Origin of the sequence: Arenibacter sp. F26102, assembly GCF_023015865.1 — a bacterium.
In the GTDB taxonomy this organism is placed as follows: Bacteria; Bacteroidota; Bacteroidia; order Flavobacteriales; family Flavobacteriaceae; genus Arenibacter.
The window spans coordinates 220923-244009 of record NZ_JALKBC010000002.1; the positions used below are offsets into that span (position 1 = coordinate 220923).

General features: G+C 39.4%; 16 protein-coding genes. 11 read left to right on the plus strand and 5 right to left on the minus strand.

Annotated features, from left to right (window positions below; translation table 11 throughout):
• Window positions 1-155: 155 nt before the first annotated feature.
• Window positions 156-1223: a PAS domain-containing sensor histidine kinase gene (locus MWU78_RS03480; protein WP_246995008.1), complete on the plus strand. Its 1068-nt coding sequence runs from the start codon at window positions 156-158 to the stop codon at window positions 1221-1223.
• Window positions 1224-1338: 115 nt separating this feature from the next.
• Here the strand turns inward: MWU78_RS03480 and MWU78_RS03485 are convergent, their stop codons facing one another.
• Window positions 1339-1488, minus strand: coding sequence for a hypothetical protein (locus MWU78_RS03485; protein WP_246995010.1), 150 nt, complete (start codon window positions 1486-1488; stop codon window positions 1339-1341).
• A gap of 208 nt (window positions 1489-1696) precedes the next feature.
• Between MWU78_RS03485 and MWU78_RS03490 the strand changes: the two genes are divergently transcribed.
• The 5 genes from MWU78_RS03490 to MWU78_RS03510 all read left to right on the plus strand — a co-directional run bounded on the left by MWU78_RS03490 (window position 1697) and on the right by MWU78_RS03510 (window position 7224).
• A complete protein-coding gene (locus MWU78_RS03490) occupies window positions 1697-2860 on the plus strand; it encodes a dipeptidase (protein ID WP_246995011.1) in 1164 nt (387 codons plus the stop codon).
• A gap of 162 nt (window positions 2861-3022) precedes the next feature.
• Window positions 3023-4210, plus strand: a complete 1188-nt coding sequence (gene fabV, locus MWU78_RS03495; protein WP_246995014.1) for an enoyl-ACP reductase FabV — start codon at window positions 3023-3025, stop codon at window positions 4208-4210.
• A 61-nt stretch (window positions 4211-4271) separates the two neighbouring features.
• The gene (locus tag MWU78_RS03500) at window positions 4272-5132 is read left to right on the plus strand and encodes an alpha/beta hydrolase-fold protein (protein WP_246995016.1); all 861 of its coding nucleotides are present in this window, start codon (window positions 4272-4274) and stop codon (window positions 5130-5132) included.
• A 268-nt stretch (window positions 5133-5400) separates the two neighbouring features.
• Window positions 5401-6372 carry an aldo/keto reductase gene (locus MWU78_RS03505; RefSeq protein WP_246995018.1) on the plus strand — a complete coding sequence of 324 codons (972 nt, stop codon included), beginning with the start codon at window positions 5401-5403 and terminating at the stop codon, window positions 6370-6372.
• A gap of 15 nt (window positions 6373-6387) precedes the next feature.
• On the plus strand, window positions 6388-7224 hold the full coding sequence (locus tag MWU78_RS03510; RefSeq protein ID WP_246995020.1) for a sugar phosphate isomerase/epimerase: 837 nt from the start codon (window positions 6388-6390) through the stop codon (window positions 7222-7224).
• A 61-nt stretch (window positions 7225-7285) separates the two neighbouring features.
• On the opposite strand, the gene MWU78_RS03515 is transcribed toward MWU78_RS03510, so the two are convergent.
• From MWU78_RS03515 to MWU78_RS03530, 4 genes are all read right to left on the minus strand, one after another.
• Window positions 7286-7711: a VOC family protein gene (locus MWU78_RS03515; protein ID WP_246995023.1), complete on the minus strand. Its 426-nt coding sequence runs from the start codon at window positions 7709-7711 to the stop codon at window positions 7286-7288.
• A gap of 104 nt (window positions 7712-7815) precedes the next feature.
• Entirely contained in the window at window positions 7816-8655 is an 840-nt protein-coding gene (locus MWU78_RS03520) for an alpha/beta hydrolase (protein ID WP_246995025.1), read from the minus strand.
• 13 nt (window positions 8656-8668) lie between these two features.
• The gene (locus MWU78_RS03525; protein ID WP_246995027.1) at window positions 8669-9217 is read right to left on the minus strand and encodes a hypothetical protein; all 549 of its coding nucleotides are present in this window, start codon (window positions 9215-9217) and stop codon (window positions 8669-8671) included.
• Between the two features lie 65 nt (window positions 9218-9282).
• Window positions 9283-10797, minus strand: a complete 1515-nt coding sequence (locus tag MWU78_RS03530) for a helicase HerA-like domain-containing protein (RefSeq protein ID WP_246995029.1) — start codon at window positions 10795-10797, stop codon at window positions 9283-9285.
• Window positions 10798-11053: 256 nt separating this feature from the next.
• Between MWU78_RS03530 and MWU78_RS03535 the strand changes: the two genes are divergently transcribed.
• The 5 genes from MWU78_RS03535 (at window position 11054) to MWU78_RS03555 (ending at window position 23050) form a co-directional block, all read left to right on the plus strand.
• The gene (locus MWU78_RS03535) at window positions 11054-15235 is read left to right on the plus strand and encodes a hybrid sensor histidine kinase/response regulator transcription factor (protein WP_246995031.1); all 4182 of its coding nucleotides are present in this window, start codon (window positions 11054-11056) and stop codon (window positions 15233-15235) included.
• 701 nt (window positions 15236-15936) lie between these two features.
• Window positions 15937-19152, plus strand: a complete 3216-nt coding sequence (locus MWU78_RS03540; RefSeq protein ID WP_246995033.1) for a TonB-dependent receptor — start codon at window positions 15937-15939, stop codon at window positions 19150-19152.
• A 15-nt stretch (window positions 19153-19167) separates the two neighbouring features.
• Window positions 19168-20883 carry a RagB/SusD family nutrient uptake outer membrane protein gene (locus MWU78_RS03545; protein WP_246995035.1) on the plus strand — a complete coding sequence of 572 codons (1716 nt, stop codon included), beginning with the start codon at window positions 19168-19170 and terminating at the stop codon, window positions 20881-20883.
• Between the two features lie 29 nt (window positions 20884-20912).
• A complete protein-coding gene (locus MWU78_RS03550; RefSeq protein ID WP_246995037.1) occupies window positions 20913-21716 on the plus strand; it encodes a hypothetical protein in 804 nt (267 codons plus the stop codon).
• 224 nt (window positions 21717-21940) lie between these two features.
• Entirely contained in the window at window positions 21941-23050 is a 1110-nt protein-coding gene (locus MWU78_RS03555; RefSeq protein ID WP_246995039.1) for a glycoside hydrolase family 16 protein, read from the plus strand.
• The last annotated feature ends 37 nt before the right edge of the window (window positions 23051-23087 follow it).

A 23087-nucleotide genomic window follows, 5' to 3' on the forward strand; every position in this document is an offset into this window, starting at 1 on the left:
TTTTTTTTGTTTTAGTAATGTACTTGAAATATTTCTTAAGATAAAGGTTTGAATATTTACTCGTCCGGATGAAGTGGAATGGTGGGACTAACTAAAGTAATTGAATGTTTTTTTTTAATTAAAAACCGTATATTTCCATAATGCTAGAATCCCATATGCAGAATTCTAAAAACCTTAGCCTTGAACCGTTTTTTAATCTTTCCATGGATCTGCTATGTATAGCTGGATTTGATGGTTATTTTAAAAAAGTGAATCCAGCCTTGATCCAGCTTCTTGGTTATTCGGAGGAGGAGTTATTTTCTAGAAAAATCAGAGAGTTTATTTATGAGGAGGACAGGGATCTAACGGCCAGATATAGGGATAATTTGACGAATAATGTTCCTCTAGTCAATTATGAAAATAGATATGTCTGCAAATCTGGAGAGATAATATGGTTGCATTGGACTTCGATTCCATTGGAGGATGAAAATTTAATATATGCCATTGCCAAAAATATTACCCACAAAAAGAAATTGGAGAAAGAGCGCATAGACCATCTTGTAAAACTTGTAAATAAAAACCAAGAATTAAAACAACTTAATTATACCACTTCGCACGATTTAAGGTCGCCGGTAAACAATCTATTATCCATATTTGGATTTCTGGATTTTAGTAAAATTGACGATACCGATGTTTTGGAAACCTTGGATTACATGAAAATGGCTACGGAGGGACTCAACAAATCCCTTAACAAGTATGTGGATCTGTTGAGCAAGAAAGATACCGCGAAGTTAGATCTAGAGGAGGTAGATTTTAAGTTGGCCCTCAAACAGGTTAAATTATCCATCAGTTCCTTATTGAATAATGCCAATGTTACCTTTAATGTCGATTTTTCTGCTTTAAAAGGTGTCCAGTACAACATAAATTTTATGGAAAGTATTTTCCTAAATCTATTGACCAATTCCATAAAATACGCCAGACCGGATGTTGCTCCGGTGATTTCTATAACATCACGGGTTGAAGAGGGTAGGAAACAGCTGATTTATACGGATAATGGTCTTGGTTTTGACATGGAAAAGTTTGGGGATAAAATTTTTGGGTTAAATCAAAAGTTTCATCATAATGGGGATAGTAAAGGGGTTGGACTCTATCTAGTCTATAATCATATTACTAGCCTAGGGGGTACTATTGCCATAGAAAGTGAAGTTAATAAGGGAGTTACCTTTACTATAACCTTTAAATAATCCTATCCTTAACTATGTAGGGATCAAATCTAATAATCAGATAATAAAGTAAGGAAAACGAAAAGAAAAGGTCGATTTAGAGCATGATAATCTCCAAATCGACCTTTTTTATGCCCTATTCCATCGGTTCAAGAATTGTTACAGAGGTCTGTGTTTCCTCCGTTGGTGTAAGCACATCAATTTTTTCGTCATCTTCATCATTGGTACAACTGTTTAAGGCAATGATGCAAAAGAGGAATGTTGCTAAGTAGCTTATTTTTTTCATGAGTTCAGAGTTTAGTGGATATATCCAAATTCAATTTGTTTTATAACGTTTTAATTTCAAATTTGTTTTATGGTATTTAATGATTCATTGGGACAGGAATGACATGAATAATTCCTATAAACCCCATCGATTTATAAATCGATGGGGTTTATAGTTGTTTTTAATTTTTAATTGATTAATTTTTGGGTTATTAAAGTGGCAAAATTGCATGAAAAAAATCCTTAGATACACTTTGGCCATTGTGCTATTCCTTTATTTCTTAACAACCCTTGTCGTTTCTCCTATTTTGGACGGGCAGATGAACCTTGTGGAATACAACGGCCCAAGAGAACTCGGGACCGAAGCAAAGAAACTGTACAATTCTCTTAATTTTATTGCCGATCTGCACTGTGATGCCCTTCTGTGGAATCGTGACCTGACCAAACGACTGGATTATGCCCATTTGGATTTTCCGAGAATGCAGGACGCTAAAATGAGTTTACAGGCATTTACCATAGTTACCAAATCTCCTAAAGGACAGAATTTCAACCAAAATAGCGCAGATGCGTTCGATAAAATTACAATGTTGAATTTTGTGCAGGGTCGGTTGCCGGACAAATGGTTTAGTCTTTACAAGCGAGCTGTTTATCAGGCAAGAGCATTACATGACTATCCAAAAAAGTACGACGGTAAGTTTATATTGGTAAAATCGGCCCAAGATTTGAAACATTTGATAGATTTAAAGAAAGTAGATCCTATGGTTATTGGCGGTTTTTTGGGTGTTGAAGGAGCGCATTGCCTGGAAGGGGAATTGGATAATCTACAAAATCTTTACTACGAAGGGGTCAGGATGATGGCTCCTACCCACTTTTTTGACAATGAACTTGGTGGTTCTGCCCACGGCATGTCAGGGGAGGGGCTTACCGATTTTGGCAGGGAGGTAATTAATAAGATGGATCAATTGGGAATAATAATCGATGTGGCACATGTGTCGCAAAAAATGATCGATGATATTTTGGATCTAACTATAAGACCTGTTTTGGTGTCCCATACAGGTGTAAAGGGAACCAAGGATAGTCCCAGAAATATATCGGATCACCATATAAAGAGAATAGCTGCCTCAGGGGGGCTAATAGGTATAGGGTTTTTTAAGGGAGCCATAAAAGGGGAAATTAAACATATTGCGGAGGCTATGAAATATGTACGGGATTTGGTGGGTGTTGACCATGTGGCGCTAGGTTCCGATTTTGACGGTGCGGCAACCACGCCAATAGATGTAACCGGCCTGCCTTTTTTGGTTCAGGAATTAATGAACCAAGGGTTTTCGGAAAATGAGATCAGAGCCATTATGGGCGAGAATGTTAAGCGATTTCTGCTGGAGCAATTGCCATAGAATAGGGCTAATTATAATAAAATCCACATTAAAAGATGCAATTTCGGCCACTACAACTTTGTCTTTTGAATCTTTTATATATCTTCGGTTATTGGGAAAATTATAAATAATATGCACCATGATACATCCTACCTCGGGGGAGTGCAAAAAATAAATTAAGAAATGATAATAGAGCCTAGAACACGCGGATTTATTTGCCTGACTTCACATCCTAAAGGGTGCGAACAAAATGTTATAGATCAAATTGAATATGTTAAGTCCAAAGGGACCATAGATGGAGCAAAAAAAGTTTTAGTAATAGGGGCCTCAACAGGTTTTGGATTGGCCTCAAGGATTACAAGTGCCTTTGGTTCCGGGGCCTCTACCATAGGAGTATTTTTTGAAAAACCACCTTCAGAAGGACGTCCGGCTTCACCAGGATGGTACAATAGTGCAGCCTTTGAAAAAGAGGCAAATAAGGCAGGTCTTTACGCAAAAAGCATTAACGGGGACGCCTTTTCCAATGAAATTAAAAAACAAACCCTAGATCTGATCAAAGCTGATTTAGGTCAAATAGATATGGTTATCTATAGTTTGGCTTCTCCGGTAAGGACACATCCAGATACTGGAGTAAAATATAAATCGGTTTTAAAACCAATCGGTGGCAAATTTCAAAATAAAACGGTCGACTTTCATACAGGAGTTGTATCGGAGGTGTCCATTGAACCTGCTCAAGGGGAGGATATAGAGAATACGGTAGCGGTTATGGGAGGTGAAGATTGGAAAATGTGGATCGATGCCTTAAAAAAGGAAGGATTGCTTTCTGAAGGATTTACAACCATAGCCTACTCTTATATAGGGCCATCACTTACCGAAGCTGTGTATAGAAAAGGAACCATTGGTCGTGCCAAGGATCATTTGGAATCTACTGCTTTTGCCATAACCGACAGTTTAAAACCATTAAATGGCAATGCTTATGTATCCGTGAACAAGGCATTGGTTACCCAAGCTAGTTCTGCCATTCCGGTTATTCCATTATATATCTCCCTATTGTACAAAGTAATGAAGGAGGAGGGAATACATGAAGGATGTATTGAGCAGATTCAACGCTTGTTCCAAGATCGTTTGTATGCAGCTAATATGCCCACAGATGATCAAGGGAGAATACGTATAGATGATTGGGAAATGAGAGAAGATGTACAGGCCAAGGTAGCTGAACTTTGGAAGGTGGCTACTACAGAATCCTTACCGAAGATCGGGGATCTTAAAGGTTATGAAAAAGATTTCTTCAATTTGTTTGGGTTTATGGTAGACGGAGTGGATTATGATATGGACGTGAACGAAATGGTCGAAATTCCAGGGCTTCAATAAATAGGATGCTTTCAATACCACCTCGATTTATTCCTATAGGATTTAAGAAAACCATAATAAAATGAAAAAGAACGTACTATTGCTATGGGCACTCATTTGTGCATTGCCAATTGCAGGACAGAGTGGAAAAGTATTCGACGCACTTACCATGAAGAGTGAAATTCTCAAAAGTGATAGGAAATTTGCTGTGTATTTACCGCCGGACTACGAAACTTCCAATAGGAGCTACCCAGTGCTTTATTTACTACATGGTGCTGGTGATGATCAAACGGGTTGGGTGCAATTTGGAGAGGTGTTGCGTATTACCGACAACGCTATTAGAGAGGGAAAAGCTACTCCTATGATCATTATTATGCCGGATGCCAATACCGGAACTAGGGGGTATTTCAATTCCATTAAAAGGGATTGGCGTTATGAAGATTTCTTTTTTGAGGAATTAATGCCATATGTCGAGAAGAAGTATCGCATTAAGGGGGAGAAGCGCTTTAGGGCAATTGCCGGTCTTTCAATGGGAGGCGGTGGTTCGTTCATGTATGCCTTGCGCCATCCTGAATTGTTTTCGTCTGCTTGTCCGTTGAGTGCCTATATCGGTGCTCTAAGTTTGGACGATTTTAAACAACGGCTAAAAAGTAATAACGAGAATTATGAAGATAGCGTTGTTAGCACATATCACGAAAAACACAACGCACTGTCCTTGATTCAAACTTCATCGGTAGAGGACATGAAATCTGTTAGATGGTTTATAGATTGTGGTGATGACGATTTTCTTTATGAAGGGAATAGTTTGGTGCACATTGCAATGAAAAAGAAAGATGTACCGCATGAATATAGGGTAAGGGAAGGTCGCCATAGTTGGACCTACTGGAGGGAGTCCCTTCCCGTGGTTTTGGAGTTTGTCTCCGATGCCTTCCATCAGTATTGAGCAATAAATAACGTGAATTCAATTGATTTTTAATTGTTAATGAGTTGTTTAGTGTAATGTTGTCCGGTCCAGCCTGCCTTGCCGCCAGGCAGGCGCAGTCGAGACCTCATTTTAAAGCTGTAATTGTCAATAACCTCTCGACTGCGCTCGAGGAGACAGAAACATTAGCTTTAATCAATTGGTATTTAGTTGTTTGCGTTTAATTTTAGATCGAACTCACCTTAACTAGTATCCAGGATTTCTGGGAGCAAGAAAGTAAAGAAGAAATATGATTTTTAGAAAATTTGGTAAGACCCATTGGGAGGTAAGTGAAATAGGATATGGAATGTGGGGCATGGGCGGATGGACAGAGTCCGACGATTTATTGTCTGCCAAATCGTTAGATCTGGCCGTGGAAAACGGTGTTAATTTTTTTGATACTGCATGGGCTTACGGGCATGGACACAGTGAAAAATTATTGGGTGATCTATTGCGCAGGTATCCCGATAAAAAGCTTTTTACTGCCAGCAAGATTCCAGCGAAAAATTTTAAATGGCCGGCAAAACCGGAATATAGTTTGGAGGAATCCTATCCTACTTCCCATATTCTAGAGTATACGGAAAAGACCCTTAAGAATTTAGGGGCGGACCAAATAGATTTGATGCAATTCCATACTTGGGACGACAGTTGGTCCGATCGAGAGGAATGGCAAAGAGCGGTGGAAGATTTAAAAACGTCCGGAAAGGTTGTTGCCATGGGTATCAGTGTAAACCGTTGGGAGCCAGAAAATGGGATTATGGCTCTTAAGACCGGAATGTTCGATGCAGTGCAGGTGATTTACAATATTTTTGACCAAGCTCCCGAGGACATTCTTTTTCCCTTATGTGAAGAGTTAAATATCGCTGTTATTGCAAGGGTTCCTTTTGATGAAGGTACCTTGACCGGTAATATTACCAAGGAGACTACTTTCCCTGAAGGGGATTGGAGGGGGACGTATTTTGTTCCCGAGAATTTAATTGCGAGTGCAGAAAGGGCAGACCTGCTGAGGCCATTGGTTCCGGAAGGAATGACCATGGCAGAAATGGCTTTGCGCTTTATTACAATGAACAAAACGGTAAGTACCATTATCCCTGGAATGCGCAAGGAAAAAAATGTTCTAATGAATACGGCATTGAGTGATGGTAAAGGCTTGTCCAAAGAGTTATATCAGGAATTGAAAGGCCACAGATGGGATAGGAAGCCCACTTCATGGTCGCAGTAATAAAAGAATAAATATATGACAACCAGAAAAGATTTTTTAGTTCAGTCGGGAATGTTGGCAGCGGGGGTGGTATTGTTGCCATCGTTTACTTTGCCTTATAAGAATCCGAAAAAGAATTTAGGGGTTCAGTTGTACACCTTTCGCAAAGAAATGACCGAAGATGCTGTTGGAACTTTAAAGAAAATAGCGGGACTGGGAATTAAGCAAATTGAATCGGCTAGAAGCCCAAAAGGACTTTATTACGGTCTAAAGCCCAAAGAAATGAAAGATGTTTGCAGCGATTTTGGCATGACCCTTAGGAGTGGTCACGTTGCCTTGGACGAACATTGGCAAAACACCATGGATCAAGCCGCTGAATCAGGTCAGGAATATTTAATTTGTTCTTCCATGCCCACTGAGGGGCAAACCGCGGATAATTACAAGTCGGTTGCAGAGGCCTTTAATAAGGCCGGGGAAGAATGTAAGGCTAGAAATATAAAATTTGGATACCACAACCACGAATATGAATTTGAATCCGAAAATGGGGAGGTATTCTACGATATTTTATTGAACAATACACAACCGGACCTTGTACATATGGAACTTGATCTGGGATGGGTAGTCGTGGCAGGAAAAGATCCCTTGGACTATTTTAAACGCTATAAGGGAAGATTTCCTTTATGGCATTTAAAGGATATGGATATGGTAAAAAAGGAAAGCACCGAGTTTGGAAAAGGAGGGTTGAATATTGCCCAAATGCTGGAGTATAAAAAGGAGTCTGGATTAAAATATATTTTTATAGAGCAAGAGGAGTACGCTAGTACGCCATTTGAGAGTATGGCGCATAATATGAAGTTTATGAAAAATCTATAGCTTTATAAGCTTCTCTTTGTTCGATAAATAACGGAATAAAATGTTATGGACTGTGGGATGGTTATTTGGCAAATAACTGTCCCATATCTTTAAAGGCTTTGAATTCCAGTGCATTTCCGGCCGGATCCAAAAAGAACATGGTGGCCTGTTCACCAATCTCTCCCTTAAATCGGATATAGGGCTCTATAACAAAGTTGACCCCTTTGCCAATAAGTTCCTCAGAAAAGGATTTAAAGGTATCCCACGGTAGTACTACTCCGTAATGTGGTACGGGTACATTTTTGCCATCTACTGGATTAACGTGTAATTCTTCGTCTTTGGCTTTTGGTTTGTAATGTATTACCAATTGGTGGCCAAATAGATTAAAATCTACCCAATGGTCACTGCTTCTTCCTTCTTCGCAATTTAATATCTCCCTGTAAAAGGCACGGCATTCTACTAGATTATGTACCGGTATGGCAATATGAAAGGGTGTTATTTCTGACATAGATCAAAGTATTTCGTTTTCAGAGACGGACCTAAGTCCCATTGCCTAAAAATAAGCAATATTAAAGAAGTAAACATCCCTTGACCTGGAAATGGCCCAAAATTTTAAGTCTTTAAAAAATCTACTATCTGTAAGTTGAGGTCTTCTTGTTGTAAGGAATGGCCAAGCCCCTGGGTTTTTATCAGTCTGCTGTTTTTCCAGTTTTTGTGCAGCCGTTCCGAAGCGCTAAAGGGAGTTATGGAATCCCATTCATCATGTATGATCAATCCTTTTTGGGTGATAGATTTTGCAAACTTGGGCGTGGAAATATCGTTAATTCGAAAATTGTGATGCTCGTAAAGATGTTGGTCTAAACCCTTTAGAACCTTATTGTTGAATTTAAGCAGATTCTGGTAATGGGCCATTAATTCGGACAGTTCTGCTGGGGCCCCGAGGGTCACTATTTTTTCGATGGAAGTATTTGGATTTTGATATTGATGGTGGAGTGTGGCAAGCCCGCCCATAGAATGCCCAATTATATATTTGGGTTGGTACATGTCTATAAGATGGCGGGCACTTTCGGCATAGGTGACAACATTCAAGTTTTTCCCTTCGGAATATCCATGGCCTGGAGCATCGAAGGCAATGATATTAAATTCCCTTTGCTGTAATTTTTCAATGAGATTCCTCCACCTAAAGGCATTGCTTTCCCATCCGTGTAACAACAGGACGGTTTCCTGTGTCCCGGGCCATTGATAGGTCTGTAGGCTAGTACTGTTTGCCAATATCCTTTCGCCTAGGAACTTTTGTAGATATTCCTCCTGTTCCGGTAAAACCCTACCTTTTCTTGGGGTACTAAAAAGTTTAAAGGCCTTTTGGCCCACTTCCTTTTCAGAGAATAGGGCTATGGAATTAAAGTAGGCACCATAAGATAGTGCTAGAATATGGTATAATAATTTTTGCACAAGATAGTTTTAGCTAGTCCCAGCCCACCATCATGTATTTTATTTTGGCATTATCAGGAATCTGAACAGCTTCAATATTGGCGCTGGCTCCATATTGTAAATTGCTCGGAAGTTCTGTTTTTGCAATAGTAAAATAGGCGTCGGAGTCTTTTAGGAATATAACTATATTATTAAGGGCTGAAGTTATTTTTTTAATGGTGTGCTTTTCTTCAATATCCTTAAATGTACTGTTGAGTCCAACTCCTTTTTCGGTAACATACCTAGGGTCATAAATACGTATGATCCCAATTTTTGGAATACTATCTGTATTCGGAGTAAGGGTCAGCAATTGTTTGCCTCCTTTTTCATAGATATTGATTTTTTTTACAGCTGCCCCAATTCTGGTCATAGTGGTATCCCTAACTATGGAATCAGCGGCAAATATGGTTTCAAGTTCTTCAATGGTGTTGGATTTTTGCAATTTGCCTACTTGGTCTTTGGCAATGACAAAATCTGTATTGGTGTTACATTGAATAAATAGTAGTGACGTTAATGCCACGGTAAAAATCGATTTTCTTATCATCTGTTGTAGAAAGGAATACTTTATTAATTAGTTCTTGTTTATTTATAATATATATCTGGAATAGATCAGCGCATCATCTTTTTTAGCACCCCTAAAACTCCCCTTATAAAAGTAGCACTGGTCAATACTTTTATCACCGGATTTTGGCGAGTACTTGCTCTTCTGGTCGTTGATCTTTTGGATCTACTGCTCGAGGTAGATTTTTCTTCTTCTGCTAGTTTTTCTGCCCGTTCGATCTTTACGTTAAGTAGCTCATAGGCACTTTCCCGGTCTATGGTTTCGTTGTATTTTCCAACCAATTTAGATCTGTCAATTACCTCTTTAAGCTCACTATTGGTAAGAATATCCATACGGCTCATTGGAGCCCTAAGCATTGTAGCTGCCAAAGGTGTTGGTCTTCCCTTTTCATCAAGGGCGGAGATTAGGGCCTCTCCAATTCCTAGGGAGGTTAAGACTTCCTTGGTGTCATAATATTCTGAAATAGGGTAATTTTCGGCGGTAAGCTTTATGGCTTTTCTATCTTTTGCCGTAAATGCCCGTAAGGCATGCTGCACCTTTAACCCCAATTGGGATAGAACGGCATCAGGAACATCGGTCGGGTTTTGAGTCACAAAATACACCCCTATACCTTTAGATCGTATTAATTTTACAATGTTCTCTATTTGATTTAGAAGGGCTTTTGACGCCTCGTTGAAAATGAGGTGTGCCTCATCTATAAAAAGGACCAATTCCGGTCTTCCGGTATCACCTTGCTCAGGGAAGGTATCGTAAATTTCTGCCAATAGACTCAACATAAAAGTTGAGAATAATTTAGGTCTGTCCTGTATATCAGTTAAGCGAAGTATGTTGATATAACCCCTGCCATTTTCGTCAATACGGGTAAGGTCCTCTACATCAAAAGATTTTTCACCAAAGAACAATTCGGCTCCTTGCTGTTCCAGTTCTATTATTTTTCTTAGAATAGTTCCTGTAGAACTGGTAGAGATACGGCCATAGGCATCGGAGAATTCCTTTTTGCCCTCTCCGGTAGCATATTGTAGTACTTTTTTAAAGTCTTTTAGGTCTAGCAGCGGAAGCTTATTGTCATCACAATATTTAAAAACTACGGCTACAATACCCTCTTGTGTAACTGAAAGATCTAAAATTCGGCTTAAGAGAACTGGTCCAAATTCTGAAACTGTGGCACGTAATTTTACACCATCCTGCTCGGAGAGGGAGAGTATTTCTACAGGAAAAGCCGAAGGTGCAAAAGGCAGACCAATTTTTGCGTGACGTTCATCAATTTTTGGGTGCCCAGGACTGGGTTGTGCCAGGCCACTTAAATCCCCTTTAAGATCCATTAGCAATACCGGAATTCCTTTATCCGATAAATTTTCTGCTATTATCTGTAATGTTTTTGTCTTTCCGGTACCGGTTGCCCCAGCAATGAGACCATGGCGGTTAAGGGTCTTTAACGGGATTTTTACATGTGCATTGGTTATGGTCTCCCCATTTAGCATGGCCGCTCCCATAGTAATAAAGTCCCCTTTTGTGGTATATCCTTCCTCTATATGAGCAAAGAATTTGTCTTTGATGTCCATTGGGCTAATTTTTGATAAAAATAGGCTAATTTTAGTCAAAAGAAAAGTTGTGGATTTTGAAGTTATCCCTATAACTTCAAAATGTAGGGTGCATAATAAAGATTCTGGGTAAGAAACAATTGTAACAGGTTTGTTGATATTCCACGAAAATTTCTTTGTCGTAATTTCTATGACGTTTATTTGATATTTTATTGAATTTGGTATATTATTCCTATTTTAAACGTATTTTCAAACGCCCAAATTAAATAGAAACTGAATGACCATAGATTTAAGAAGAATCTGTATTTTTTTTATCGTCTTATGTCTTTTTATACCAAATTCATGGTCTCAAAAAGCTGTTCCAAAATTAAATTTCGTCAATATAAAGGAAGGAATCTCCAAAGTAGGGGTTTATTCCATTTTACAGGACGATTATGGCTTTATTTGGATCGGGACCAATGGGTCGGGATTGTACCGCTATGATGGCATAGATTATAATTCATACAAGCACATTATTAATGATTCCACTTCTATCAGCAGTAGCCAGATTAATTGTTCATATTTAGACAGTAGGAATAGATTATGGGTGGGTACAGAAGTTGGCCTAAACCTTTACGATCGGGAAAAGGACCAGTTTAAGAGGATTCCGGTAGTATCTACCAATGTGCACGACGGCCCTATAATGCCCATAAGTGCATTAAAGGAGGATAATGATGGTAATCTGCTTATAGGCTCTTTCCGCTTTGGAATGTTTAAAATGAATCTCGATAATTTTGAGGTGGAGAAAGTAACCGTCAACGAAGCGGATGATTCAGATCTCTTGGTGGTAAGGGCTATTCAGACGGATTCCCGTGGGAAAATTTATGCTGGGACCAATATGGGCCTATATGTAATGGATGATAAATCTGGGGTTCTTAAACGTTTTGGTATTTGGAACAAAGGGGAGTTGAAATCCATTGAGGTCTCTATAAGATCCTTGCTTATTGATGATGCCAATAATATTTGGGTAGGGACTTTCTACGATGGCTTGTATAAAGTGAAAATAGGGAATTCTAATGTTGACGAACCTGCGGTTATAGAGAAGTACGCTTTTTCCACCCATCCCTTTTTTACTTTAATGACGCTCCCCGATGGTACGCTGATGTGCGGGACGGAAAACGATGGGTTGTTTCATATAAATGATAGTGGGGTTGTATTGAATCATTATTTAACCAACAAAAAAGATGAAAAAAGCCTCTTGTCCAATTCTATATGGACCTTGTATTTGGATAACGATCAAAAAATATGGCTCGGTTATTACAATAAAGGGGTAGCTGTTTATGATAAGTTATATGATAAGTTTAAAGACATAGAAAGTCTGTACAACAACCCAAATTCTTTGCAAATTAGTTCGGTTACCTCAATTGTTAAAGACCCCTCGGATAAGCTATGGATAGGAATGGATGGTGGCGGAATAGATGTTCTGGACATGAAAAATAATGATTACAGTCATATTAACAAGGCCAGCAACAAGGATTATTCAGGTCTGACCAGTGATTATATACAGACCATTTTTATAGATAGTAAAGAAAATATTTGGGCAGGAAGTTGGGATGGTGGAATCTATTTCCTGAAAAAAGGATCTAATAGGTTCATTAATTTTAATACCAATAATACCCAGGGTGGTTTAACATCCAATACGGTAATGAGTTTTGATGAGGACAAGGGTGGTATTGTTTGGATCGGGACTTATCACAGCGGTTTGCATTCCTTCGATCCAAATACAAAACAGATTAAACAATATAATTCCTTGCCTTTTACTGATCAAGGAGTCAATAGTAGCAGTGTATATAAGGTCTTGGTGGATTTTCAGGACAATGTGTGGTTGGGTACTACGCAAGGACTGTATAAGATAACGAAGCAGGAAGGCCAAAAGTTTTCTGTGGTATCCATGGTCGATAGAATGTCTCAGGAGTCGACCAATAATTCCGCGTCCAATTATATTTTATCACTTTATGAAAGTAGTGACCGAACTATTTGGATAGGGACTAAGGGAGCAGGTCTATGTAACTACCAGCCTAAAACCGATTCTATTATTTGGTACGATAAGCGCAAAGGCTTGGAAGAAGAAAATGTGTGTGGTATTATTGAAAGTTTGGATGGCAACATTTGGGTAGGCGGTAATGCTGGAATTTCGAAAATGGACGTAAAGACCAGGGAATTTAGCAATTTCACCACAGATGATGGTCTACTTGCCAACGATTTCAATATCAATTCCACTTTTAGGGATAATGGGGGTAATATTTATTTTGGAAGTTATCAGGGAGTCAATTACTTTAATCCTTCGCAGATAATTACCAACACCAACGAGACTTCGTTGTATCTGTCTGAATTTAGGTTATTCAATGAAAAAGTCTTGCCTACTCAAGAAGATTCCCCATTGAAGAAGGTGATTTCCGAAACGGACAGTATTGTGTTGAATCATAGTCAGTCTGTTTTTACTATTGAGTATTCGGGCATAAACTACACCCGTCCAGAAAAAAATGAATATGCCTATTATTTGGAGGGGTATGAAGAATCATGGAATTATGTTGGAAAAAAAAGAAGTGCTACCTATACCAACTTGGATCCTGGGAATTATACCTTTAAATTAAAAGCAGCCAATAATGATGGCGTTTGGAACGCTTCACCTTTAACTTTACACATTACGGTTTTATCGCCCTGGTGGAAAACTAATTGGGCTTTACTGTCTTATATAGCATTATTTGTATTAGGCGTTTATCTGCTGAATAAAATGACCCAGTCTAGGATAAGGGAAAGGCAAATAATACATTCAGAACGCGAAAAAAGGTTGCAGGAAAAAGATCTAGATGAAAAAAAGTTTCAATTTTTCACTAATATATCGCACGAGTTCAGAACCCCACTCACCTTGATAATTAATCCACTTAAGGATATCCTTAATGACGATAGTTTAAGCCTGCCACCTAGGATAAGGGAAAAGCACGGTATAATTTATAAGAATACAGATCGACTTTATAGGTTGGTGAACGAGTTGTTGGACTTTAGAAAATTGGAGTTAAATAAAATTGGGGTTAGAGCCAAAGAACTCAACTTGATAGATTTAACTCAGGAAGTCATAAGCCATTTCAAGGAGGAAGCATTGGATAAAAATATACATCTTAGCTTGGATTCGGATGCCGAGGATTTAAATATATGGGCCGACGAGAGTATGTTGGAGAAAATTATTTTCAATCTGCTTTCCAACGCCTTTAAGGTTACCCCAGAAGATGGGGCCATTAATATTCAACTACTCTCTAAGCATGAAATGTACGGCTTGCCATTGGTAGATAAAACAAATCCTACACCAGGGGTAGAGCTAATTATTTCGGATACTGGCCCAGGACTCAAACAAGAAGAAACAAAGAAGATTTTTGAACGCTTTTATCAAGTGGAAAACTTGAATAAGACCTATTACGGAGGAACAGGTATTGGTTTGGAGGTGGTCCAAAGTTTTGTGGACCTGCACAAAGGGAAAATTGAAGTAAAGAGCGAGGTTGGTAGTGGAACGTCCTTTAGGATAATTTTGCCAAAAGGAACAGGGCACTTTAAAGCGAATGAAATCTTGTCGGATGTTAAAGAACCTGATTCCCATAAGGAACGGGTCAACTTGGTTAGTTCCAAAATTGAAGAGGTGTCGGAGGTTGGTCCGGAGGAAGCGAGCATGGCCTATACCTTATTGATCGTTGAAGATAATGGTGAACTTAGGAGTTACCTAAAAAATGAACTTAAAAATCAATATAAGATACTTTTGGCCAAAAATGGCAAGGAGGGCTTGGAATTGGCCAAGTCGGCACTTCCCGATATTATTATTACAGATGTTATTATGCCCGAGATGGATGGTTTTGAATTTTGTAAAAAAATTAAGGGGGATTTGAGGACCAGTCATATACCTTTATTGATGCTTACGGCAAAAGCGCGGATAGATGATAGAATGGAAGGGATTGAAACGGGAGCAGATGCTTATATGGTTAAACCTTTCGATTTAAGACTACTAAGACTAAGGTTATCGCAACTAATAACCAGTAGGCAACTAATTTTCAATAAATATTTCAGTGTTATCAGTGATGTACCAGTGAACAAAAATACTACCTCCTTAGATAAGGATTTTATTGAAAAAGTTTTGAATTACATCAACAAAAATATCGACGATCCCGAACTAAGTGTTGAAGCTTTGGCTTCGCATTTAAATTTGAGCAGGAGCCAGTTTTATAGAAAAATAAAGGCGCTTACCAACCAAACGGCTAATGAATTATTGAGAAATATAAGGATCGAAAGGGCCAAACAAATTATTGAAAACGGAAACAGGAATATAAGTGAGGTTTGTTACAAGGTTGGGTTCTCCACTCCTTCATATTTTACAAAATGCTTTAAAGAACATTTTGGGATTCTGCCTACAGAGGTTGATTCAATAAAATCTTAAAGCCTTACTCTTTGATTCTGGTTTAGGAATTATATATATGTCATTATGTTGGGGTAGAACATTGGTCTGTCCTGTTACAAAATGTTTCAAGGGGGCTGGTCTGGTGCTGCCTTTTTATTTCCGTCAAATGCTAAAAGGCAACGCAACTAATTTTTGACAAAAAGCAAACACGGTTGCCCTATATTTTAATTTTTATAATTCTTCATTTCAATACATCAACTTTTTGATTTACAGTCCATGTTCTTCAGCCTATTATTTTATATAATAGGGCCTCCACACGCCTTCTATAAGCCCAGTTAATTTTAACATAAGGTTAAATTGTCATTTTAAGGAAGTCCTTTAAAATTAGTTTCTCTCCATTGTACTGAAAAAATACTATAACAATTGATGCACGCTATGCAAATGATGTTGCATACCGGAATTATAGATGAAAGTTGCAGCAAAACTTCTACGTGTTGCACCATATCTAGCATGCACAATTTAATATTTATTTAACATTTGAAGGAATGAAAATTAACAATCCAAAATTCAAATGGAAGCAGTTCATAGAGATACTGCTGATAATAGCCATCGTTGCATTGCTGGTTTTTGTCATCGTTTTTATTCTCTAAATAGATAATAATTAAGGCCTTTTGGTTCACTGAAAAAACATAAGATTTAATACTAATGAAAACTCAATTAATTAACCTAAACTATTTTATATGATGCTAAAGTTTAAATTCTTGATTATCACTTTGGTAATGGTGTGCGCGCAAAACCTAGTTTCGCAGACCAAGACCATAACAGGACTGGTGTCCGATGAGTCGGGCTTACCGTTGCCCGGAGTAACGGTCGTTGTAAAAGGTACCGTTAATGGAACCAATACCGATTTCGATGGGAATTATTCTATTGATAACGTAGGGCCTGAAGATCGACTTGTTTTTACCTATATAGGAATGGTTGACCAGACAATTTTGATTGGACAACAGACAGTTGTAAATGTAACTCTTCAAGAATCATATGAGTCATTGGAAGAAGTTGTTGTAGTGGGGTACGGAGTTCAAAAGAAGGCTTTGACCACTGGGGCCAATATTAACGTGAAAGGTGATGATATTGCCGAGTTGAACACATCAACAGCGATGGAGGCACTTCAAGGTATAGCACCAGGGGTAAGCGTTACTAGGAATAATGGCCAGCCAGGCGCAGGTACCAAGGTTACTATTCGTGGTCTAGGCACCATAGGGAATTCCAGTCCATTATATATTGTGGATGGGGTAGCTGTTGGCAATATTGATTATTTAAACGGATCGGATATTGAATCTATTGATGTTCTGAAGGATGCTGCTTCGGCTGCAATTTATGGTTCCAGGGCTGCCAATGGGGTAGTGCTGGTAACAACGCATAAAGGAAGAAAAGGAAGACAAGCGCAGGTGCAGTATGATACCTATTATGGATTTCAAAATATTTACAAGAACTTATCGCCACTTAATGCCCAAGAGTACATGTATATTATGGATGAGGGCAGGGTCAATGATGGGTTGGCACCGAACGATTGGGAAGCCATACTTCAAAATAATAGCTGGCTAAATAATAATTATCCCAACAATTTGGGAACCCAACTGGGTACCGAAATATGGAGCATGCTTCAAAATGGTTGGGAAGGTACCAATTGGATAGATGAAATGACTACCAAAAGTGCTCCTATTTCAAGTCACTCCGTGAATATTACCGGAGGAGGTGAGGATAGTACCTATGCATTTGGGGTTTCTTATTTGGATCAAACCGGGATGATCGGCGGCAATATTACCGATGCTGGGTATAAGAGACTTACGGCCCGTATGAACACGGAATTTGTACTTTTCAAAAACGAGGATCACAGTATTGTTACCGTAGGTGAGAATTTCACTTATACCAATACCGAAAACAGAAGTGTTGCAACAGGAAATATCTACTGGAACGACCTTCACAATGCGTTGGTGCAAAATCCTTTGATGCCTGCCTATTGGGATAAATCGCCCGATGCCAATGGCTTTACTCCTACCTTGGACGGATTATCCAATAACCAGACCAATCCACTTGCAGTAATGTTTTACAGACATAACTACAGTAATTTGGGCAACAAGAACAATACGATAGTCGGAAACGTGTATTTGGAAATAGAGCCCGTAAAAGACCTGAAATTTAGATCTTCATACGGCTTGGATTCATGGTTTGGCCATGGAAGATCCTGGACACCTACCTATGCTTTGGGGGTTCTTTATAGCAATGCCAATGATGGGGCAGCCCAGAATCAGTATTTGGGAGCCAACCTAACATGGACGAATACCATTTCCTATGAGCGTCTTTTTGGTGATCATAAGGTGACTGCCTTGATCGGTAATGAGGTGTATAAAAATCAGATCAACAATTCCGTTGGGGGCAGCAAGGCGAATACCAGATTTGGATTGCCAGAGTATGCCTATTTGAACAATGTGGATAAGACCGATGTAAACTCCATTAATACTTACGGTGCGGATTGGGCTGCAGGGGGTGGCGGACTACTATCTTATATAGCTAGGGCACAATATGATTACAAGGAAAAATATCTATTATCAGCTACGATGAGGGCAGATGGTTCGTCCAACTTTGCCGAAGGCAATAGATGGGGGTATTTCCCATCGGTGTCAGCAGGATGGATTTTGACTAATGAGGATTTTATTGGAAATGACAATGGTGTTTTAGACTTTGCCAAATTAAGGGGAAGTTGGGGACAGAACGGAAATCAATCCATAGATAATTTTATCTACAGTTCCAATATCGCATATCTAAATCCAGGTTATTATTTTGGTGATACAAAACCTATTTCAGGACCTACAGCGGTCCCTGCTAGGGTAACCAATCCAGATGTTACTTGGGAAACCTCGGAACAGTTGAACGTTGGTTTGGATGCCAGGCTCTTTAACTCAAAACTAGCCTTTACAGCAGATTGGTACAAGAAGACCACGAAAGACTGGTTGGTTATTGCTCCAATTCAAGGTACGTCTGGTGCTGGGGCACCTTATATAAATGGAGGTGATATTGAAAACTCGGGTTACGAACTTATGTTGTCATGGAACGATTATGATGGGGAATTTAAGTATGGAGCTACTATAAGCGGAGCCTTCAACAAGAATGAAATTACAAAAATTGCGAATTCGGATGGAATAATTCAAGGTCCTAGTTCGGTGTTGTCACAAGGAACCGCTTCTGTGTCAAGGGCAGAAGTAGGTAAGCCTATAGGATTCTTTTACGGATACGAAACAGATGGTATTTTGCAAACACAGGATGAGGTGGATGCCTATGTGAAACCAACGGATGGCACCCCATACTTTAGCGATCAGCGTCCAGGAGATGTAAGGTTCGTAGACCAAAATCAGGATGGTGTTATAGATGAGAACGATAAAAAAATGTTGGGGAACCCCAATCCGGATTTCGAATTGGGAATTCAACTTAATGCAGAATACAAAGGTTTTTACGCCAATGTTACCCTTTCCGGGAAATACGGTATGCAGGTAATGCAATCTTACCGTTCTTTCGCTGATAATTTTGATCAAAACTATACCACGGAAATATTCGGACGTTGGCACGGTGCCGGAACTTCAAATACACTACCTCGCTTAAGTTCTGTATCCAATAGGAATACTAACTGGATTTCCGATATATATATGCAGGATGCAGATTACTTAAGGATCAATAATTTAACGGTAGGTTTTAAGTTGGGCGAGTATATCAAGGACATTAAATTTATTTCCGATATTAAAATTTACGGTGCAATCAACAACCTATATACGTTTACAAATTTTAAAGGCATGGATCCAGAAGTTTCCTTTGGTCACGATGCAGGTTGGGCCTCGGGTATCGACCTAGGTCTATATCCCTTACCAAGAACTGTAATGTTCGGATTTAGTGTTGATTTTTAATTTTAAAAACAGTAGATGATGAAAAAACTAGTATATAATATATGCATTGCGGCTTTGGTTTTTACTACAAGTTGCAGCGAGAAATTTTTGGACACTGAAAATCTTTACGAAAAAAGTTTAGACAACTTTTACAGTAGTCCAAAAGATATAGATGAGGCCATGTCAGGTGTTTATAACGCCATGTATACAGGCGGTGTTCATAGTGATGAGGGTATTGCCGCCAATCTACTTTCCGATATGATGTTGGGTGGTGGCGGTCCAGATGATAAATCTGCAAAAAATGTAGATAAATTTGAAGATCCTGAGGAGGATACCTACCGCGATTTATGGGTGGAAACCTACAATGGGGTTACTAGGGCAAATGCCATAATTGAAAAGGTTGAGGAGGTAGATTTTACTTCTTTCTTTGATACGCCCGAAGAGGCCGTAGCTTTTAAAAACCAGACTATTGGGGAAGCCTATTTTATGAGGGGGTATTATTATTTAAGAGCAGCAAAGTTCTTCGGCGGTCTGCCTTTGATTCTTGCTATCAACGACCCTCGTGATGCGCCTAGGGCCTCCTTTACCGAGACTTTTGCCCAGATAGCATCAGATTTTAAAGTGGCCATAGAAACTATGCCCTCTACCAATTCCAATGACATCCCTACTTCCAGTTATGGACATGCCAATAAATGGGTGGCGGAAGCCTATATGGCAAGAGCTTACCTTTTCTATACTGGGTATATGAGTAATATTGAAGGCCAGTCTACTTCAGATTTGCCTTTGGCAGATGGAGGGTCATTGTCCAAAAGTAGTGTTCTTGCTTATTTGGATGATTGTATTAATAATAGTGGCTACGAATTAGCCACAGACTTCAGAAATTTATGGCCTTATTCCTATGTAAACCAAAGTGCAGGTACAACGGTGCTACCATGGGCACAAACAGAAGGATTGGCCTGGGTTGGACAGGACGGACACACTCCTACTTTTGGCACGGGCAATAAAGAAACCATGTTTGCTCTGAGATACTCCACCACTAGTTGGGGAGAAGGGCAGAAATATAATAACAGAATGCCATTGTTTATGGGAATTCGTGATAACTCCATGGTCCCTTTTGGACAAGGCTGGGGCTGGGGAACCATAAACCCAAAACTTTGGAACCAGTGGAACGATGCCGATAAAAGAAAAGTTGGTTCCATTATAGAGGTGGGGAATGCCGACCAAGGAACTGGGGGGTATGAAGCCGACAAAGGTGATCATGAAACCGGCTTTTTTAATAAAAAATACACTACGGTACAACATCCTGATCCAGACGGAGTGGACGGGGTGAAAGGTATGTTCTACTTTTTGTACGATATGAACAATGGAGATCCCATGCAGTTATGGGCAGCACAAGATTATATATTGATGCGATTTGCAGATGTGCTATTGATGCATTCTGAAATTTCGGGTACAGCAACAGGAATGAACAGGGTACGCGTTAGGGCCGGTCTGGGAGAAATAGGATATTCTTTGGAAGCCTTAAAGGAAGAGCGTTTACATGAATTGGCTTTTGAAGGAATACGATGGTTCGATTTGGTTCGTTGGGGCGATGTTAATACTGCTTTTGGCGATGCTATCAATGTTAGGAATTCGGGTATAGATGCCGTATATAAAGTTACCTACCGTCCGGAAACCAAAGGTTTGGTTCCAGTTCCAGAAACTGAGATAAGATTATCCGGAGGAGTGTACACACAAAACCCAGGCTGGTAAAATAGTTGAATCTAAAAAAATATAGACAGATGAAAAACAATAGAATAATAATTTTAGGATGGTTTATTGCTTCTCTATTCTTGGTGACCGTGGGCTGTGAGCCAATTGAAGACCGGGATTATTTAGAGAACACGACCGATGTGGCAGGGGTACAGCTTGTTGCCACCCAAAGTTCAGCTGGTGGTAATAAGATAGAACTAAATATGGCTACTCCAGGTGTTACAGGCTACTGGGACTACAATTTGGGTAGGGCATATTCGGATAAAGTAGAGTTTGTATATCCTATTCCTGGAACAGCTACTTTTACTTTTACGGGAACCTTAGGGGCCGAGTTTTTTACTAAATCCATCGACGTACAGATCGATCAGTTGGACAGTGCCTTGGACCAAGATTGGTATGATTTGGTGAGTGAGAGTACCTCCGCAGGTAAAACATGGGTTTTCAATGGAGGACCTTCGCCAGATGGTGGCAGATGGTGGTATATGTCCCCGCCTAACGATCCAGGTGCCTGGGCAACTGCTTGGTGGAATGCTGCGGGGGATTGTTGTCCTCCAGCTGATGCTGCCGGTAAAATGAAGTTCGATCTGGATGGAGGTGCAAATTTCACCTATTATTCAGGCCCGGATGCCACTCCACAATCAGGGAATTTTGTTTTGGATGTTGCAAATCAGACCTTAAAAATTAACAATGCAAACATTTTGGGTGCAGAGGAGCCCAGAGGAAATCCAAACGGTCTTTATACTATTATTTCCTTGACAGAGGATGAGTTGGTGTTGTATGTTGACAATAACGGTGGTGGTACAGGTTGGACCTGGATTTTTAGACCGGAATAGTTGTTATAATAGGAGTACATAGATTTGAATAAGGGTTTAAAGGTCTAATCCAATCCTTATTGTTAATATTTTTGAAAAGGGTTGTGTTGCATTTTTTTGTAATCATAATGGAATTTAAACCTTTTCGAGTTGGTTAATTTAGTTTTTTGGAAGCCTTGCTGATCTATGTCAAAGTCAGCAAGGTTTTTAATTATAGCAAAGCTTTTTTTTATTAAAAGTGGATTATGAGATTGATATTATTTATTTTGATTGCAATTGTCGTCGGTTGTGGAGGCAGTAAGAATGAGGAGAGTGGTTTTGTCTATACTGATGGGGAAAAGGAGAAAACTTTACCTACCGAGCTTGGGCTGTCCATTGAGGTTTTAGGAGTAGATGCCAGTAATCCATATGGCGATGGTAAAGGCGTGGTAAAGTTTTCGGCTATAGCCAAAAATGCCGTTAAATATGGTTATAAGTTTAACGATGGAAAAGAGGAAGTAAGTACGGATGGCACTTTCACTTATGCCTTTAAGGAAGAAGGAACCCACGATTATAAAATAACGGTCTTGGCCTATTCCCGTACAGGCGATTCTATTAATAGTTCTAAAACGCTAACTGTTTTTGTTGCAGAACATGAATCTAAACTTATCTGGTCCGATGAGTTTGAGGTGGATGGAGCCATTTCTCAGGAACACTGGAAATTTGAAACTATTGCTCCAGATAACGGAAGTTGGTGGAATGGGGAATTACAACATTATACCAATAGAATGGACAACGCCTATGTTTCGGAAGGGACTCTTAAAATTGTGGCAAAAAAAGAACAATATACAACCCAGGGTACCACGAAGGAATATACTTCGGCCAGATTAAACTCTCTGTTTTCCTTTACCTATGGTAGGGTAGAGGTGAGGGCAAAGCTTCCCTATGGACATGGTACATGGCCTGCCATTTGGATGTTAGGGTCTAATATTGAAACGGTTGGTTGGCCTGCCTGTGGTGAAATAGATATTATGGAACATTGGGGACATGAACCGGAGAAAATCTCCAGTGCCACCCATACCCCTTCATGCTCAGGGGGATGCTCTCAAGTGACCGTAGGTACTACAAAGATTTCGGATTATGACACAGAGTTTCATGTTTATGCGGTTGAATGGACAAAGAATTCGTTACGATTCCTTATAGATAATGAATTTGTGTATTCCTATAATCCCAACGTAAAAAATAGTGATTCTTGGCCCTTTACGGCGGATCAGTTTATAATTTTAAATGTAGCCATGGGGGGCAGTTGGTTTGCAGTAGATTCCAATTTCGTTTCCTCCAGTATGGAGGTCGATTATGTACGGGTGTATCAATAGGGCTTTACAGTCTATTTGGTCCGTGTCAAAACCTCTG

What these genes read in the sequence shown, in the direction of transcription:
- MWU78_RS03515 (WP_246995023.1), bottom strand. Translation starts at nt 7,711, where the DNA reads ATGTCAGAAATAACACCCTTTCATATTGCCATACCGGTACATAATCTA.
- MWU78_RS03485 (WP_246995010.1), bottom strand. Translation starts at nt 1,488, where the DNA reads ATGAAAAAAATAAGCTACTTAGCAACATTCCTCTTTTGCATCATTGCC.
- MWU78_RS03530 (WP_246995029.1), bottom strand. Translation starts at nt 10,797, where the DNA reads ATGGACATCAAAGACAAATTCTTTGCTCATATAGAGGAAGGATATACC.
- MWU78_RS03550 (WP_246995037.1), top strand. Translation starts at nt 20,913, where the DNA reads ATGAAAAACAATAGAATAATAATTTTAGGATGGTTTATTGCTTCTCTA.
- MWU78_RS03545 (WP_246995035.1), top strand. Translation starts at nt 19,168, where the DNA reads ATGATGAAAAAACTAGTATATAATATATGCATTGCGGCTTTGGTTTTT.
- MWU78_RS03500 (WP_246995016.1), top strand. Translation starts at nt 4,272, where the DNA reads ATGAAAAAGAACGTACTATTGCTATGGGCACTCATTTGTGCATTGCCA.
- fabV (WP_246995014.1), top strand. Translation starts at nt 3,023, where the DNA reads ATGATAATAGAGCCTAGAACACGCGGATTTATTTGCCTGACTTCACAT.
- MWU78_RS03555 (WP_246995039.1), top strand. Translation starts at nt 21,941, where the DNA reads ATGAGATTGATATTATTTATTTTGATTGCAATTGTCGTCGGTTGTGGA.
- MWU78_RS03540 (WP_246995033.1), top strand. Translation starts at nt 15,937, where the DNA reads ATGATGCTAAAGTTTAAATTCTTGATTATCACTTTGGTAATGGTGTGC.
- MWU78_RS03525 (WP_246995027.1), bottom strand. Translation starts at nt 9,217, where the DNA reads ATGATAAGAAAATCGATTTTTACCGTGGCATTAACGTCACTACTATTT.
- MWU78_RS03510 (WP_246995020.1), top strand. Translation starts at nt 6,388, where the DNA reads ATGACAACCAGAAAAGATTTTTTAGTTCAGTCGGGAATGTTGGCAGCG.
- MWU78_RS03480 (WP_246995008.1), top strand. Translation starts at nt 156, where the DNA reads ATGCAGAATTCTAAAAACCTTAGCCTTGAACCGTTTTTTAATCTTTCC.
- MWU78_RS03505 (WP_246995018.1), top strand. Translation starts at nt 5,401, where the DNA reads ATGATTTTTAGAAAATTTGGTAAGACCCATTGGGAGGTAAGTGAAATA.
- MWU78_RS03490 (WP_246995011.1), top strand. Translation starts at nt 1,697, where the DNA reads ATGAAAAAAATCCTTAGATACACTTTGGCCATTGTGCTATTCCTTTAT.
- MWU78_RS03535 (WP_246995031.1), top strand. Translation starts at nt 11,054, where the DNA reads ATGACCATAGATTTAAGAAGAATCTGTATTTTTTTTATCGTCTTATGT.